This is a genomic window from Mucilaginibacter gynuensis, assembly GCF_039541195.1.
In the GTDB taxonomy this organism is placed as follows: Bacteria; Bacteroidota; Bacteroidia; order Sphingobacteriales; family Sphingobacteriaceae; genus Mucilaginibacter; species Mucilaginibacter gynuensis.
Genome location: NZ_BAABFT010000014.1, coordinates 1 through 15,836, shown reverse-complemented (window position 1 = coordinate 15,836; position 15,836 = coordinate 1). Strand labels below are relative to the sequence as shown.

The following is a 15,836-nucleotide window of genomic DNA, read 5'->3' as shown; positions in this document are numbered from 1 at the left end:
AACCTCGAACCACTCTCTCCTAACCTTTATTAACATTCCCGGTACGCTTTAAAGTACCCCAACCGCTTAGTTCACCTTTCAGGGCTTTACGGATGGATTTGAAGAGTACGTAATACATCAGCTGCCGCCAGATGAAACGTTGGGGAATAATGTAGATAAGTTTCTTGTAGCTCTCCTTTTCCATACGGAAAGCCACCATGGCCACTAGGAAATCGATCAATACGAAAGCCAGGTAATAGATCAGCAGCCTTTCCGGTTTTGGGCCGAACAGGCCGAGGATCATCATGAGATCGGCTATTGGAGAAAACAGCGGCAGTATGATCTGGAAGATCAGAATATTAGGCATCCCTACCATACCGAAATAGCGGTATTTTTTATTGAACAGCGCGTCGCGGTTTTTCCAAAAGCTTTGAATTACCCCGAAGCTCCAGCGGAAACGTTGCTTCAGCAGCATATTGATGGTTTCGGGCGCTTCGGTATAGGCAAGCGCTTCGCCGCAATTGCGTACCACGTAACCTTGTTTCAGGATGCGCATGGTGAGGTCGCAATCTTCGGCCAAAGTATCATAAGTAAATCCACCCGCCTTGCTGATGGCCGATTTGCGGAATGCGCCGATAGCGCCCGGCACTACGGTGATACTATTAATAAGATCGAACGCGCGGCGATCCATATTTTGGGCGGTAATATATTCTATCGACTGCCAACGGGTAATGATATTGGTTTCGTTACCCACCTTAACGGTACCTGCCACTGCGCCAATTTCTTCATCGGTAAAGTAGCTGAGCATGTGGTAAATGGCATCGCTTTTCAGCTGGGTATCGGCATCAATACAAACTACAAACTCGCTTTCGGTAATGCCTATGCCGTAATTTAATGCAGATGCCTTGCCGCCATTGGGCTTGGTATATACCTTAACCAGCGGATGGTTGACATAGGCTGCGCTGATTACCTCGTAAGTACTGTCTTTTGAACCATCGTCCACAAAAATAATATCGAAATCGGGGTAGTCGGTTTTCAGCAGGCTTTCAATGGTTGATATGGCGGTTACCTCTTCGTTATAAGCAGGTACAATGATGCTCACATGTGGCAGATCGGCATCGCTAATGCGCTTTTCGGTCTTTTTATGTTCATAATACTGGCGGATAGCCAATATGCCGATCAATAAAATGCGACCAATCGCTAAAAATATAGCGGTTATAAAAATGTAGAATAAAAACCAGTTGCCATAAAAATAGCCGTTGATAAAGGCATCATAAAGCGGCCCGGTAATGCCGGTGTTTACATCATCCTGTATAACAGGCATCAATTCGTCTTTGCTTTTGTGCAATACATCGGCAATGGTGGTAAACTGGTAGCCCTGGCTTTTAAAGTATTTGATAATGCGCGGCAAGGCCTTTACAGTTTCCTCGCGGGTATCGCCGCCGGCATCGTGCAGCAATATCATCGATCCCTTATCATGATCGCGGATGGCGCGGGCCACGATGCTGTCGGCTGTTACGCCGGGCTGCCAGTCCCATGGGTCAATTGATTCGCCAATATTGATATAGCTTTGCTTGCGGCTTTCTGCCACCGGGATAACCTCGGCAATGGTTTGCGGCTCGGCATCGGCATTAAAGGGCGGCCTGAACAAAATAGTGCTCCGCCCGGTTACCGATTCTATCAGCTTGCGGGTGGCGTTCAGTTCGAGATTTACACGCTGCGGACTAACCGTAGATATATCCGGATGGAAAAAGGTATGGTTCCCTATTTCGTAGCCCTCATCGTAAATGCGCTTCAGCAGCGGAATGTTCTTCTCGGCCATTGAGCCCACCACAAAGAAAGCGGCAGGTACATTTTCGCGTTTTAATATATCGAGAATGCGGGGTGTATAATCAGGGTCGGGGCCATCGTCAAACGTTAAAACCACCTTGCCTTTGGCATAGCCATAACGCCTGATCACGTATTTGGTAGGCAGTTCAATATAATTCTGATTAGTGATCACATAAGCGGTGGTATCCAGTTTCACAGCTATCTTACCCGGGTTAGGGGTAGTGATCAGGTCCAGTACCTCGCCATCGCCGGTATAATCTATTTTATTATTCAACCCTACGGTGGCCAGCATGCGGGTATCTATGCCTGTTTTGCGCAGTGAGTCAATAGTAAGATCTTTTTGGATGAAGGTCCACAAACGGGGGTCTTCAAAACTTAAACGCCATAAGGCCACACCGGCTGTACCCCAGTCATCCGCGAGGCGCATAATATTGAAGTTGGTGGCGGCATCGGTAAAATAAACGGTGTGCTGCAAGCTATCGGTACCGTAATATTTAAAATGCAGGTTAGCCGAAACCGGGTCAAAAAGAATTTTGCTATCCTTCTCTTTAGCGGTACTTATGGCCTGCTGATAGCTCATTGGCGCGCCAACGCTATTGGCAGGCCAGTCGAAACCGCCGCCTGCAATGGCCAGTATTACTTTTTCGCTGGGTATTTTGGCGCAAACCTTATCCAGTATTTCCTCTACCCATTCCTGGTGCGATATATCACCCGCATTACTGGCTTCGTTGTGCTGGTTAATGGCCATCACAAACAGGTAGTCGTTAAAATGCTGTAGCTGCTGTACGTTGTATTCGTCGTCGTTGGCAATTACGTTTTGCGTTACCAAAAAGCCCTGCGCGTGTAATGTGGTATAAAGTTCTTTTTCAAAGTTGACGAAGTCTTTACCGTTACGATCGCCAATATCATACACATCCAGATTTACCCCTTTTAAGCGGTACTTTTTAAGCTGATAAATAATACTATTAATGAATTTAGCACGCAGATCAGAATTTTTAAAAACGCGTTGCAGCGTTTTGGTTTCAAATCCTCCGTTCTGGTTATCACTGTCAACGTAGTTAGATAGCGTAACAATGATGGATTTCTTGTACCGTTTATTAAGGTTTATCAGCCCGGTATCAATCACTGTTTTTATGGTGTCGGCCTGTGAGTTGATAAAGAAGCCCTCGCTCACAATCATGTCCAGCTTACCAATGTTGGCGGCAAGGGCATCGTAAGCCTGTGGCTCCCAGGCGCGGTAAAAGGCGGCGTTAATACGGCGTTTGTTGTTGGGGTGTTTTAAAAGGCGTTCTTTACGGGCAAGCTGAAGCTGCTGTATCTGTACCTTCTGTATCTTAAAATCTTTGTATTTGGTTGATCTCTTTAGTTGTTCAAGCTCCTCTTTGGTGAGTTTTTTGGGCGAAGGGTTTAAATTGGGGAGATGAGGATATTGCTTATCGTTAACGGTAACAACGGCAGCTATAAGTCCGCTGATAATAATTATCAAAATGGCACGGCTCAGCCACTTGAAACGTTTCCATCTACCCGGGGTATCGGCCTGAAAAACCTGTTTGCCTGACGACATTTATTGAGATAAGAAAAAGTACTGATGTAAAAGGTTTATTTACGAGTATCGGGCGTTACATTCGAAAAATCGACACCACACTTACAATTACTGCCACAACCTTTTTTTACGAACAGGCTGCGGTAAACCATGCGGCCAATGTAAAAAAGTGCAGCGGCAAAAAGCAGTATCACAATTATTGCCTGGATATTCATAACGCAAATTTAAGTATTATTATAACTAAAAACGAAATGACGAACAATATAGTATGCTTGCAAAAAGCACATGATATACGTAACTTAGTATAGTTATGGAAACGCTTACATTAGATAAGAAAATAAAAATGTTGCCAGACGATCTTAAGCTTAAGGTTGAAGGTTATATTGATGCCTTGCTGGAAGAAAACGGAACCGGAAAGTCGCAGATACTTGCTGATCCACAAGGAGAATACAATGTGCGTAAACCGGTTTTTGGAAGTGGCAAAGGCATGTTTGGCAAAATGGCTGAAGATTTTGACGCGCCTTTGGACGACTTTAAAGAATATATGTAATAATGAATTTATTACTGGATACGCATGTGTTGATATGGTTTTTTGAGGGAGAAAGCAAGCTGTCACCGCCGGTGAGAGCATTAATAGAGGATGCTCGAAATAAATGTTTTGTAAGTATCGCTTCTGTTTGGGAAATAACAATCAAATCGAGCTTAGGTAAATTGGAGTTTGCCCGATCCGCAAAAGAAATCTCGCAACTACTATATAATAATGGAATTAGTTTATTGAATATCGAGATAGAACATCTCGATATCATGAAATCTCTACCCCACCATCACCGCGACCCATTTGACCGTTTACTCATTGCGCAAGCTATCTCCGAGGGCTTATCTATCATATCTGCCGACCGGTATTTTAGCCCTTATCCCGTGAAAATTACGTGGTTATGATGTTATTAATAAATTGATAATGTACGAAAGCTTTAAAATTCAATAAATTAAGCTTACCTTTGCGCCAAATTTAAAGGCGCATTTTTCATGCAAAAAATAAGAAACATAGCGATCATCGCTCACGTTGACCACGGTAAAACCACATTGGTTGACAAAATATTACACAGTTGTGAAATTTTTCGTGACGGACAGGAAACCGGCGAACTGATACTGGACAACAATGACCTGGAACGTGAGCGTGGTATTACCATCGTATCTAAAAACGTTTCGGTTCTTTACAAAGACGTTAAGATCAACATTATTGATACCCCTGGTCACGCCGATTTTGGTGGCGAGGTTGAGCGTGTATTGAAAATGGCTGATGGTGTGTTATTACTTTGCGATGCTTTTGAAGGCGCCATGCCTCAAACCCGCTTTGTAACTCAAAAGGCTTTGGCTTTAGGCTTAAAACCAATTGTGGTTGTAAACAAGGTAGATAAAGAAAACTGTCGCCCTGACGAGGTTTACGAGCAAATTTTCGAATTGTTCTTCAACCTTGATGCTACTGAAGATCAACTGGATTTCCCGGTTATCTACGGTTCATCAAAACAAGGCTGGATGAGCACTGACTGGAAAACACCAACAGAAGATATATTCCCGTTGATGGATGCTATTTTGGCAAACATTCCACCGGCTCCTATCAGCGAAGGTACTTTGCAAATGCAAATTACTTCACTTGATTATTCTTCTTTCGTAGGTCGTATCGCTATTGGTCGTGTAGCCCGTGGTACTATCAAAGAAAACATGCCGGTATCATTGGTAAAACGCGATGGTACTATTCAAAAATCAAGAATTAAAGAACTATATACTTTTGAAGGTTTAGGTAAAGTTAGGGCTACTTCAGTAAGCTCTGGCGATATCTGCGCTGTTGTGGGTATTGAAGGTTTTGACATTGGCGATACTATTGCCGATTTCGAGAAACCGGAACAATTAGAGGTTATCAAAATTGATGAGCCTACCATGAACATGCTGTTCACCATCAACACTTCACCATTCTTTGGTAAAGAAGGTAAATTTGTTACTTCACGCCACCTGCGCGATCGTTTGTTCAAAGAGATGGAGAAAAACCTTGCATTAAAGGTTGTTGAAACCGAATCTCCTGATTCATACTTAGTATACGGTCGTGGTATCCTTCACTTATCAGTATTGATCGAAACCATGCGTCGCGAAGGTTACGAGTTACAGGTAGGTCAGCCACAGGTTATCGTTAAAGAAATTGACGGTGTTAAATGTGAGCCGGTTGAAACCCTTATTGTTGACGTACCGGGCGATGTTGCAGGTAAAGTAATTGAGTTGGTAACACAACGCAAAGGCGACCTGTTGGTTATGGAGCCTAAAGGCGATTTACAACACTTAGAGTTTGATATTCCTGCACGTGGTATTATCGGTTTACGTAACAACGTATTAACCGCTACCGGTGGTGAGGCTATCATGGCTCACCGTTTCAAGGCTTACGAGCCATGGAAAGGTGTAATCCCTGGTCGTTTGAACGGTGTATTGGTATCAATGGATACAGGTAAAACTACCGCTTTCGCTATCGATAAATTACAAGACCGTGGTCGTTTCTTTATCGATCCGGGAGTTGATATCTACGAAGGTCAGGTTTTGGGCGAGCACATCCGCGATAATGATTTGGTGATCAACTTAACCAAAGGCAAGCAGTTAACCAACATGCGTGCATCAGGTAGTGATACCAACGTACGTATTGCACCGGCTATCAAATTCTCGTTAGAGGAATCAATGGAGTACATCCAGGCCGATGAGTACATCGAGGTTACGCCGCAAAGCATCCGTTTACGTAAGATCTATCTGAACGAAAACGAGCGCAGAAATAACGCTAAAAAATTCCAGTCGTAATTAAATAATTGCAATTGATATTTAAAGAGTTTCCTGAAAAGGAGGCTCTTTTTTTGTTTAAAATGATTTACCTTTGAGCAGCCAAACTCATATCACATTTTCATGAAGCGACTCATAATCCTGTCAGCCATAATCATTACTGCTTTTACCGCATGTACCAAAATGTATGATGATACCGATCATCGTAACGTGCTAAAAAACATCGAACTTAGCGATACGCTGAATATGTTCGTAGGCGAAAGCCGCCAGATCCAGGTGGTGACCAATCCGTCAAATTACTCTTTTGATTCGTTGCGTTTCAGGTCTTCAGATACCGCGGTGCTATCCATCAGCAAAAAGGGCTTGCTTACCGCTTTAAAAGAAGGTGTATCTGTACTAACAATAAGCAACCTGGATAATACAGTTTCGGTAAACGCGCAAATAACCGTTACCGCGCCCGAACCGGATAGCCTGACTATCGGGCTTATCGCTTACTACCCTTTCAATAATACTGTAAAAGACTCATCGGGCAACGATAATGACGGTACGGCTCACAACATTACGTTCACTCCCAGCCGGAGCGGAAATAGTAAAGCGGCTTATTTTGATGGCCTTTCAAGCTATATCGCTATAAAAGATAATAACGTGCTAAGGCTTAACAATACCGATTTCACGCTGAATATCTGGGTTAATTTGGATAGTTATATCAACGCGTCGGGCAGTTCAATGCTGTCGAAAAATACCGGGGCCTACCAAAATGGCTGGAATTGTTCCATTGTGGGTACCAATAACCACGATGGCGGCTCACCGGGTAACCTGTTTTACAATGTATCGGGCGGTTTAGATCCTTTTGCTGTTGGTACGCTGCAAATTGACACCGCAAAATGGTATATGCTAACAATAACCTACGAGCTTAGCAAACAAAAAGTAGGGTTATACATAAATGGCGTGCTTGATGCCAATGTGTTAAATATCCCTACACCCAATGCCAATACCAATGCTATGCTGCACATAGGTAACAATAGCCTTACCGATATAGATCCTTTCGCTATTCAATACTTTTTTAAGGGTTATATGGATGATATCCGCATCTACAACCGCAAATTAAGTGCATCGGAAATAGTGAAGCTGCATAGCCTTACCGACGAATAATATTCGCTTAAATAAAAAAAAGAGGCTGTTCCCGTAAGTTAGGAAACAGCCTCTTTTTTGTTTAACAGCTTATTTTTTAAGCTTCAACTTCACCATGTATTTATTCACCAGTATGTTAATATCGGGCGACAGGTGCAGCTTGTACACCGTTATACCAAACAATATGGTGATGAAAGCTGTGCGTATAATGGTATCTGCAATAAAATTGCTCATTACCGGCAAGGCCCATAACGACAGGTAGTAAATAACCGTGCCTGTAATTACGGTAAGCAGGCATTGCACAGTAAAAGGCTGCATTTTAAAAGCGATCAGAATAAAAACGTACCTGAACAGGTTAAACACCAAAAAGGTTAATGCCGAAGCTATTGCCGCGCCTGTTAGCCCGTAATAAGGGATGAGTATAATGTTACCCGCTACAGCAACCGCTATAAGCATCACGTTAAAAATAGAATCGTACTTAAAGTATTTTGATGTAGCCAGCACCACGCCGTTTACCCCAGTAGATGCATCGATAACATAACCCAAACTCACAAAAAACACCACGTATTTACCCGACGCGTATTCGGCAGGAAGCAGCTTAAAGATGTTATCGATATTGGCCCATAATATGATGAACAGAAAAAGGGCGGCTATCAGTTGGTTAACACAGCTTTTTTTGTACACATCTTTTATAGTCGCCAAATCACCCGATTTCCAGGCTTCAGATACTACCGTAAAAGTAATGCCGTAAAGTGAACGCGCCGGCAAGGCTATTGCCGAAGCGAACAGGAACGCGGTGTTATAAATACCGGTATCACTTAAACCATACTTCTCGTGCACAAAATAGGTGTCCAGATTTTGTATAATGAGCGGCGCCGAACCTGTAAGAATAGCGAAAAAACAAATGCTGATAAGTTTAATGCTAAGGGTTTTATCCAGAAATTTAAAATCGGGCTTAAAATGGAATTGGTTGTTCCTGATCAGTACGTTCAGCATCAATACCGTGGGCAAAATATTAGCCGCCAGCCAAATGATCATGAACCAATAAAAACTGATGATGTTAAAAAGTACAAGCAGCACGGCCACCAGTATCAACACACGCTTGGTAAATTCACGGTAAATGGTACCTGAAGTAGTATTGTACAGCATACGCGCGTACAAATCGAACACGTTGAAGAACAGCGTAAAAAAGGTAAGTGGTAAAAAATACCAGTAGTACTGCTCCAGCAGGTGCGATTTTTCTGCTCCGGCGCTCACCAGTTCCTGCTTAAATATAACGGCCAGTATTACCCATAGTACTACCCCCGCCAGCGCGACCATGCAGGCTAAAAAGAGATAGCCGTGGTGTTTATTTTCTTCGCTTCTGAAATAAGGAAAGTATCTTGCGGTGCCGTTAAAGCCAAGTATTGAAAATTGCGCGAACAGCAGCGAGTATGTGGTAAGTATACTGATCAAACCTACTTCTTCAGTTGATAGGGCATGCGGCTGAATAAGCGAGGTAGTTATAAAGGCTATCGCTACGCCTAAATAAGAATATATGGTACTTTTAATGGTTTGCTGTTGTATTATTCCCATTAATTTAAAAGTTATGCGCTGCCATTTACTTTGACGATAAAATAATAATTTTGATCAAATCAGATGGTAAATATAAAGTATAAAGTTTGTGTGGTTACGGTTACTTACGGAAATCGCTGGCGATTTTTAAAGCAGGTGCTCGAACGTGTGCTTTCTTTTGATGCTGTAAGTAATGTAGTGGTGGTGGATAATGCATCTGTGTATAAGGTAGATGAACATGCGCGGCAACTGAACGATCAGCGTATTTTTACCATCAGCAATACCGAAAATAAAGGCTCTGCCGGAGGCTATAACCAGGGCATAGCCTACGCCTTTGAACAAACCAGGGCCGATTTTATATGGCTGCTTGATGATGATAACCTGCCCGGCGAAACCGCGCTCGACGGATTATTGACCGCCTGGGACGATATTGGAGGCGGCGATAACAAAGCCCTCTTTTGCTTGCGCGAAGACAGGGCCGCGCACATCCGTATAGCCAAAGGCGAAAACCCTTACCGATATTATCTGGTACCCGATAACTTTTTGGGCTTTAATATTTTCAGGATAATAACCAACCGCCTCAATAAGCTGAAAGATAAACGCGCTAACAACGCCCATTACCTCAAGTATGCTACCATGCCTTACGTGCCTTACGGCGGCTTGCTAATACCCCGGCAGATAGTGGCTAAAATAGGTTATCCTAACGAGCGGTTCTTTTTATATGTCGACGATTCGGAGTATAGCTATCGCATTACGCAGCAAAACGGCGTTATCTGGCTGGTACCCGGTTGTAAAGTGGTAGATATTGATCAGTCCCAGGGGATTGGTTATGTGCAAAAGCCCTTACGCTCGCACCTGTTAGATCAATGGAACTTCCGCACGTATTACCATATTCGTAACCGCATTTATTTTTATTCGCGGGTAGCAATAAAAAATCAGTTCTTGTTTAAAATCAACAAAGCGATATATTTGGCGTTCTTAGGTTTGATAGGCATTTTGAGCGATAAAACCACGGAATATAAACAGCTGGTACAGGCCGTGAACGATGGCCTGAAAGGCAAATTAGGAGAGGCAGCGCCGGAACGCTATACATCACCTTCGGATAATAAATAAACCATATTGAAATAAATACAATGCAGGCATCAAATTTAGGTAACGAGGTAATAACCGCTTACGACGATTTCTACAAAGAGCACGACGATCAGTGGCGGATGCTGGGCGCTAAATACAAAGCCGAACACATTGTTGATGTAAGCAAAGGCCAAACGTTTGAAAAAGTATTGGAAGTAGGTGCCGGCGATGGCAGTATCCTTAAATTCTTATCTGATAAAAACTTCGCTCCCGAATACCATGCCGTAGAAATTTCATCGAGTGGGGTGCAGCATATCAAGTCGCGTAACATTAAAGGATTAGTTTCCGCGCAGGTATTTGATGGTTATCATTTGCCTTTCGAGGATAATACCTTCGATCTCATCATCCTTTCGCACGTACTGGAGCATGTGGAGCACGAACGCTTACTGCTGCGCGAAATTAAACGCGTGGCGCTTAATTTTATAATCGAAGTGCCTTTAGATTATAAGCACGGGGTAGATGCCCGCATCAAACATTTCCTGGCCTATGGCCACATTAATGTGTACACACCAACATCCTTACGTTACCTGCTGCTTACCGAAGGGTTTGTAGTAAATAACGATCTTACTTCTATCATTGAGCCTGAAGTAACCCGCTTCAACAGCTTTGTGAATCAAAAAAAATCAAAAAACTTTATCGTTAACACCAAAATAACTGCCGAGTACGTTGTTAAGAACAGCTTAAGCAAAATACTGGGTAAAAAGGTGACCGAGAAACTGGCCAATGCCTATACTGTACTTTGCAGTAAAGTTGAAGGACAGCCCCAGTTATTTTGAGTTGATAATCAGTAAATGCAGAATCTTGCCCCTATAGCCCTTTTTGTTTATAACCGGCCCGACCATACCCGCCGTACACTTAGTTACCTGCAACAAAATGTACTGGCAGAGGAATCGCGGTTGTTCATATTTTCAGATGCCCCCAAAACCGAGGCCGATAAAGCAAGGGTAGACCAGGTGCGGCAACTGGCCAAAACGGTTACAGGTTTTAAAGCGGTAAAGGTGATTACCCGCACCGAAAATTTCGGACTGGCCAAATCTATTATTGAAGGGGCTACGCAATTGGTTAACGAATATGGTAAGGTGATCGTATTTGAGGATGATCTGCTGTCATCCCCCTACACGCTCGAATATTTTAACGAGGCCTTAAGCAAATATGCCAACGAAGAAAAGGTAATGCACATTGGCGCTTACATGTTCGATCTGCCTGATAAAACCTTGCCGCAAACCTTTTTCCATCATATAGCCACCAGCTGGGGCTGGGCCACATGGGCACGTGCCTGGAAAAACTTTGAACCCGATATCGACACGCTGCTGCAACAATTCGACGCCGAAAAGAAACACCGTTTTTCAGTAGAGAACACCATGAACTTTTGGAAACAGATGCAGGAGTTTAAGGCCGGTAAAAACAATTCGTGGGCCATAAGGTGGTATGCTTCCATCTTTTTAAAAGGTGGGCTATCGCTCAATCCATCGCACTCGCTGGTACACAATATTGGTCACGATGGCACGGGAGTACACTCCAACATTGAGCACATGTACCAGGTACACATATCGCGCCAGCCCATAAAACAATTCCCCACAATAATTGCTGAAGATAAAAAAGCGCATCGTGCTATACGTACCTTCTTAAGCAACCGCAAAGGCACTTTATTGCAAAGAGGCATGCGCCTCATTAAACAATTGAAGGTGAAATACCTGAATAAGTAAGCCTTATTTACAGCCGCTCCGCCTCCGGGCGAGTGGCAACTATTCCACGGCCTCCGGCCGTACGCCAATAAAAGCAGATTATTTAGTCGCCTTCAATACAATATATGGCGATAATGCCTTGCTTTCTACCGGTACTATCTTGGTAAATACTTTCCCGGCCAGCCATATCGTTTTTACAAAGGCTTTGGTGAGGCTGCTTTGGTGGGCTTTGTTTTCCAGCCAGGTAGAGAATTTGCCCGAGTAATAGCATTCCACTTCATTCAAACCTAACTGGCGACAGCTATCGGCCAGCAATTGCAGGTTCATGCTGCTGATGTTGTGCTTGTCGTAATTTTCGCGGTCGAACTTGCGTTGTACCCAACCGTTAACGCCTGTAAAGTTAGGCAGGGTAATAAACAACGTACCTCCCGGTTTCAGGAATTGCAGGTGTGTTTCAATAATGGCTTTGGTATCGTTAAAGTGCTCTATCAACCCGAACGAACTTACCAGGTCGTATTGTTTTTCGGGAGTGTAAGCGAAAAGGTCGGCTTCAATAATGGTGATATCGTCCTCTTTAAGCCCGTTAAGTTCCAATAGCTTTTTGATGATATCCTTGTGAATGTAATAATCAAAAAGGGTGGTATCCAGCTTTTGGTATTTTTTGAGGTAAATGGCGTAATAACCAGGGAAACCGCCCAGTTCAATAGCCGTTTTAATCTTCTTTTCGGCAATCAGTTTGCCCAGTATATCGCCGAAAACATAATCGGCTTTAATAGGGAAGATGAGGCCTGTTTTAGCTTCCCAAAAAGATTTCCAGAATGAACGGTCGGTTAAGTTATTCTCCATTAATTATAAAGCCTCTGTTTTTACAGGATGCCAGCATCCGTAGTTTTATTTTCAAGTACACGGGCGGGGTTACCTACAGCAATACTGTTGGCCGGTATATCTTTTATTACCACAGCCCCCGCGCCAATTATCACGTTATCACCAATTACCACATCGCCAATGATACATACATTGGCGCCGATATCAACATTATTACCAATACGCGGGCAACCGGTAAAAGTACCGTCGGCCAGTTTTTTATGGCCAATAGTTACCGAATTGCGTAGCACGCAATTATCGCCCAGTACAACGCCCTGGTTTACCACCAGCGCCTGCCCATGGTATATAATAAGGTTTTTACCGGCCGTTAGTTTGCGCGGAAGTTCAATTCCTAAAACCCATTCCACAAAAAAGCGGTAAAACATGAGGTAAAGAAAAAATATCACCTTCAGCAGCATCCATCGGTTGATGACCTGTACCAGCCTGAACATGAACAATACCATTTGCCCTTTTATGTTTTTCCGGTTGGCTTTCCAATCCTGAAATAAGTAAGCAAATACGTTCATCTATGTGTTTTAAGTTGATAGCAGTTCATCAAAAGTAAAATTTTTCGTCATAATAATTTGCCCTGCTTTTATTTTAGTATGAGTATACTTGTGGCAATAATACGCATACTGCATGAAAGTTACATTGATCAATACATCCGATGCCGGAGGTGGGGCGGCCGCAGCTTGTATGCGCCTGCTAAAGGCACTGGAGTTGAGGCATATCGATGTAAAGATGTTGGTGCAGCAAAAAACAACTGCCGAACCACGTGTAACCGCCACAGTATCGCCGCTTAAAAGCAAGATCGATTTTTTCAGCGAAAGGTTGCCCTTCATGTTCTTTCAGGAGAAGGATAAATGGGTGAGGTTCGCGTTTTCACCGGCCAATTCGGGCACGGCTATACACAAGCAAGAGGGTATTACCACGGCCGACGTGGTTCACCTGCATTGGACTAATTCAGGCTATCTATCTACCCAAAACTTAAAACAACTTTTCGCTTTAAATAAACCCGTGGTGTGGACGCTGCACGATATGTGGGCTTTCACCGGCGGCTGTCATTATCCGGCGGAATGCGATCATTACACCGGCGATTGCGGTAACTGCTGGATGCTCCGCAGTCCGAAACCGAACGACCTGTCGCACAGTGGTTGGTTAAAGAAAGCCGATATGGTAGGCGAAGCCAAAAATCTGGTGATCGTAACCTGCAGCAACTGGCTGGCCGATGTTGCCCGTACCAGTAAACTACTGGGTAAGCACCGTATTGTGGCTATCCCGAACCCTATTGATACAGCAATATTTTCGCCCAAAGATAAAAGCGCGGCAAGGCAAAAGCGAGGTATTGATGCTAACGCGAAGGTTATCCTGTTCGGTGCCGCCAATATCAATGACAGGCGCAAGGGGCTGACCTATTTGGTAGAGGCCTTGCATCACCTGAAAAATAATTACCCTGAGGCTGCTAACGCAGAGGTGGTAATGTTTGGTAAGAACAAGCATTTTGACAGCAGTACATTGCCATTTAAGGTACATGAGCTGAGCCTCATCAGTTCGCAGGCTGAACTGGCCGAGGTATACAGCCTTGCCGACGTGTTTGTATCGCCCACGGTAGAAGATAACCTGCCCAACATGGTGATGGAAGCATTGGCCTGTGCAACGCCCGTGGTAGCTTTTAATACGGGAGGTATCCCTGATATGATAGATCATCAGCAAAATGGTTACCTGGCGCAATACAAATCGGCTACCGACCTGGCGGCCGGGTTAAACGAGGTATTGTTTTCGGGCAGGGCCGATGCTATGGCACTGGCTGCACGCCAAAAGGTGATGGCTAATTTTACCAACGAAATAGTGGCGGCTAAATATATAGAAGTATACCAATCAATTTTGAGTAATGGCAGCGTTTAATCCTGTATTATCGGTTATTACCATAGTGTACAATAACGCCCGCGATATTGAGCGCACCATGCTGTCGGTATTGAACCAAAGCTATACCAATATAGAATACATCGTGGTCGACGGCGCATCTACCGATGGTACTTTAGAAATTGTTAAACAATACGGAAACCGCATAGCCAAACTCATCAGCGAAAAGGATAAGGGCATTTACGATGCCATGAATAAAGGCCTTGCCGCAGCCACGGGCGATTACGTACTGTTCATGAACTCCGGCGACGAGATCTATTCCCCCGAAACCGTGGCCCATATTTTTGCAAGCGAACCTGATGCCGATATTTATTACGGCGAAACCGAAATGATCAATGATGAAGGCCAAAGCCTTGGTCGGCGCAGGCATAAGGCACCGGAGCAATTCACCTTTCGCAGCTTTAAATATGGCATGAGCATTAGTCATCAGGCTATCTATATTAAAAGAAACCTGCTGGAACCCTACGATATGCAATACCAGCTAAGCTCGGATATCGACTGGATATTACGCGCCGCCAAAAAAGCGAAGAAGATAGTTAACGTTAAGCAATATGTAGCCAAATACCTGGTAGGCGGCATGTCGAAAAAGAAACACCGCCAAAGCTTGGTAGAGCGTTTCGATATTATGAAAAAGCACTACGGACTAATCTCAACGGTACTAAACCATGTAGTGATCGCCTTCAATTTAGGATGGTACTGGCTGCTGAACAGGCGGACTAATGATTAGTATGAAATTTCAGGTTCGGGGTTTGAGGTGCGTGTGAATCGTTCAAATGCTCGGCATATTTGCTCTTTCGTCAGCAAACAGCTTCGGGCGAAAGCGGGCAGAACTTTGGTGGCCATGAGCGCAAAGGCGGTCATAGGAACTTGTTGCATGTGGATGGAATGGGCGGCGAAGCATAGGGCAAAAGTTCCAGCCCTAAGTTCTGCACGGTTTGCAGGGTGGAGCCTCGTGCGGCAAAGAAGCCTATTGCTGGACAAGCCTTTTTGTTACTTTTGTGGCGACAAAAGTAATGGGGCCCTGCGCCCAAGAGCAGACTGACGTTGATCAAAGCACAAGCACAAACCTACGTAGAGATTGCTTCGTTCCTCGCAATTGTAAGGGTTTATTAATTCGAGGACAGATTAGGTGGTTTATTTTTTGTTGTTTAGGGTGATCATATCGATAGGTTTTTTGCCTCCAATACCTTGATGTGGTCTTTCCCAGTTATAGTACACCAGGTATTGTACCAGTTCATCTTCGAGCTCTTCAAGACTGTCAAAGTCGGTTTCTTCGATGAGGTCTTCTTTGAGTGTTCTCCAGAAGCGTTCCACCTTTCCATTGGTTTGTGGGCGGTAGGGCTGAATGTAGCGGCGCTTGATACCGGTTTCCATCAGCATCC

Annotated in this window: 15 protein-coding genes; 9 read left to right on the top strand and 6 right to left on the bottom strand. The window is 44.0% G+C overall.

Features of this window, described 5'->3' with window-relative positions; genetic code table 11:
* Positions 1-19: 19 nt before the first annotated feature.
* Entirely contained in the window at positions 20-3,373 is a 3,354-nt protein-coding gene (locus ABD894_RS21065) for a trifunctional glycoside hydrolase family 18/polysaccharide deacetylase/glycosyltransferase family 2 protein (RefSeq protein WP_345213055.1), read from the bottom strand.
* 35 nt (positions 3,374-3,408) lie between these two features.
* Positions 3,409-3,567 carry a FeoB-associated Cys-rich membrane protein gene (locus tag ABD894_RS21060; protein ID WP_345213054.1) on the bottom strand — a complete coding sequence of 53 codons (159 nt, stop codon included), beginning with the start codon at positions 3,565-3,567 and terminating at the stop codon, positions 3,409-3,411.
* A gap of 95 nt (positions 3,568-3,662) precedes the next feature.
* Here ABD894_RS21060 and vapB point away from each other — a divergent pair, with 95 nt between their 5' ends.
* The 4 genes from vapB (at position 3,663) to ABD894_RS21040 (ending at position 7,318) form a co-directional block, all read left to right on the top strand.
* Positions 3,663-3,902 carry a type II toxin-antitoxin system VapB family antitoxin gene (gene vapB, locus ABD894_RS21055; protein ID WP_345213053.1) on the top strand — a complete coding sequence of 80 codons (240 nt, stop codon included), beginning with the start codon at positions 3,663-3,665 and terminating at the stop codon, positions 3,900-3,902.
* 2 nt (positions 3,903-3,904) lie between these two features.
* A complete protein-coding gene (locus ABD894_RS21050) occupies positions 3,905-4,291 on the top strand; it encodes a type II toxin-antitoxin system VapC family toxin (protein WP_345213052.1) in 387 nt (128 codons plus the stop codon).
* An 87-nt stretch (positions 4,292-4,378) separates the two neighbouring features.
* Positions 4,379-6,187, top strand: coding sequence for a translational GTPase TypA (gene typA / locus ABD894_RS21045; protein WP_345213051.1), 1,809 nt, complete (start codon positions 4,379-4,381; stop codon positions 6,185-6,187).
* 102 nt (positions 6,188-6,289) lie between these two features.
* Positions 6,290-7,318, top strand: a complete 1,029-nt coding sequence (locus tag ABD894_RS21040; protein WP_345213050.1) for a LamG-like jellyroll fold domain-containing protein — start codon at positions 6,290-6,292, stop codon at positions 7,316-7,318.
* A gap of 69 nt (positions 7,319-7,387) precedes the next feature.
* Here the strand turns inward: ABD894_RS21040 and ABD894_RS21035 are convergent, their stop codons facing one another.
* Complete coding sequence (locus ABD894_RS21035) at positions 7,388-8,872, bottom strand: lipopolysaccharide biosynthesis protein (protein ID WP_345213049.1); 1,485 nt, start codon at positions 8,870-8,872, stop codon at positions 7,388-7,390.
* Positions 8,873-8,935: 63 nt separating this feature from the next.
* Between ABD894_RS21035 and ABD894_RS21030 the strand changes: the two genes are divergently transcribed.
* The 3 genes from ABD894_RS21030 to ABD894_RS21020 are packed head-to-tail and all read left to right on the top strand — an operon-like array spanning position 8,936 to position 11,688.
* Positions 8,936-9,964 (top strand): glycosyltransferase, encoded by a 1,029-nt coding sequence (locus ABD894_RS21030; protein ID WP_345213048.1) that lies wholly within the window; start codon positions 8,936-8,938, stop codon positions 9,962-9,964.
* 20 nt (positions 9,965-9,984) lie between these two features.
* Positions 9,985-10,758 carry a class I SAM-dependent methyltransferase gene (locus ABD894_RS21025; protein WP_345213047.1) on the top strand — a complete coding sequence of 258 codons (774 nt, stop codon included), beginning with the start codon at positions 9,985-9,987 and terminating at the stop codon, positions 10,756-10,758.
* Between the two features lie 15 nt (positions 10,759-10,773).
* Positions 10,774-11,688, top strand: a complete 915-nt coding sequence (locus ABD894_RS21020) for a glycosyltransferase (RefSeq protein WP_345213046.1) — start codon at positions 10,774-10,776, stop codon at positions 11,686-11,688.
* Between the two features lie 78 nt (positions 11,689-11,766).
* On the opposite strand, the gene ABD894_RS21015 is transcribed toward ABD894_RS21020, so the two are convergent.
* Positions 11,767-12,513, bottom strand: a complete 747-nt coding sequence (locus ABD894_RS21015; RefSeq protein ID WP_345213045.1) for a class I SAM-dependent methyltransferase — start codon at positions 12,511-12,513, stop codon at positions 11,767-11,769.
* A 20-nt stretch (positions 12,514-12,533) separates the two neighbouring features.
* Complete coding sequence (locus ABD894_RS21010) at positions 12,534-13,058, bottom strand: serine acetyltransferase (RefSeq protein WP_345213044.1); 525 nt, start codon at positions 13,056-13,058, stop codon at positions 12,534-12,536.
* 112 nt (positions 13,059-13,170) lie between these two features.
* Here ABD894_RS21010 and ABD894_RS21005 point away from each other — a divergent pair, with 112 nt between their 5' ends.
* Together ABD894_RS21005 and ABD894_RS21000 are read left to right on the top strand one after the other, a co-directional pair.
* The gene (locus tag ABD894_RS21005; protein ID WP_345213043.1) at positions 13,171-14,436 is read left to right on the top strand and encodes a glycosyltransferase family 4 protein; all 1,266 of its coding nucleotides are present in this window, start codon (positions 13,171-13,173) and stop codon (positions 14,434-14,436) included.
* A complete protein-coding gene (locus ABD894_RS21000; RefSeq protein ID WP_345213042.1) occupies positions 14,423-15,181 on the top strand; it encodes a glycosyltransferase family 2 protein in 759 nt (252 codons plus the stop codon). The genes ABD894_RS21005 and ABD894_RS21000 overlap by 14 nt, the downstream gene beginning before the upstream one ends.
* A gap of 407 nt (positions 15,182-15,588) precedes the next feature.
* Here the strand turns inward: ABD894_RS21000 and ABD894_RS20995 are convergent.
* Positions 15,589-15,836, bottom strand: a 248-nt coding sequence (locus ABD894_RS20995; RefSeq protein ID WP_345213041.1) for an integrase core domain-containing protein, incomplete at its 5' end; no start/stop codon positions are given.

What these genes read in the sequence shown, in the direction of transcription:
- ABD894_RS21040 (WP_345213050.1), top strand. Translation starts at nt 6,290, where the DNA reads ATGAAGCGACTCATAATCCTGTCAGCCATAATCATTACTGCTTTTACC.
- ABD894_RS21010 (WP_345213044.1), bottom strand. Translation starts at nt 13,058, where the DNA reads ATGAACGTATTTGCTTACTTATTTCAGGATTGGAAAGCCAACCGGAAA.
- ABD894_RS21035 (WP_345213049.1), bottom strand. Translation starts at nt 8,872, where the DNA reads ATGGGAATAATACAACAGCAAACCATTAAAAGTACCATATATTCTTAT.
- ABD894_RS21015 (WP_345213045.1), bottom strand. Translation starts at nt 12,513, where the DNA reads ATGGAGAATAACTTAACCGACCGTTCATTCTGGAAATCTTTTTGGGAA.
- ABD894_RS21005 (WP_345213043.1), top strand. Translation starts at nt 13,171, where the DNA reads ATGAAAGTTACATTGATCAATACATCCGATGCCGGAGGTGGGGCGGCC.
- ABD894_RS21030 (WP_345213048.1), top strand. Translation starts at nt 8,936, where the DNA reads ATGGTAAATATAAAGTATAAAGTTTGTGTGGTTACGGTTACTTACGGA.
- ABD894_RS21000 (WP_345213042.1), top strand. Translation starts at nt 14,423, where the DNA reads ATGGCAGCGTTTAATCCTGTATTATCGGTTATTACCATAGTGTACAAT.
- ABD894_RS21060 (WP_345213054.1), bottom strand. Translation starts at nt 3,567, where the DNA reads ATGAATATCCAGGCAATAATTGTGATACTGCTTTTTGCCGCTGCACTT.
- ABD894_RS21065 (WP_345213055.1), bottom strand. Translation starts at nt 3,373, where the DNA reads ATGTCGTCAGGCAAACAGGTTTTTCAGGCCGATACCCCGGGTAGATGG.
- ABD894_RS21025 (WP_345213047.1), top strand. Translation starts at nt 9,985, where the DNA reads ATGCAGGCATCAAATTTAGGTAACGAGGTAATAACCGCTTACGACGAT.
- ABD894_RS21020 (WP_345213046.1), top strand. Translation starts at nt 10,774, where the DNA reads ATGCAGAATCTTGCCCCTATAGCCCTTTTTGTTTATAACCGGCCCGAC.
- ABD894_RS21050 (WP_345213052.1), top strand. Translation starts at nt 3,905, where the DNA reads ATGAATTTATTACTGGATACGCATGTGTTGATATGGTTTTTTGAGGGA.
- typA (WP_345213051.1), top strand. Translation starts at nt 4,379, where the DNA reads ATGCAAAAAATAAGAAACATAGCGATCATCGCTCACGTTGACCACGGT.
- vapB (WP_345213053.1), top strand. Translation starts at nt 3,663, where the DNA reads ATGGAAACGCTTACATTAGATAAGAAAATAAAAATGTTGCCAGACGAT.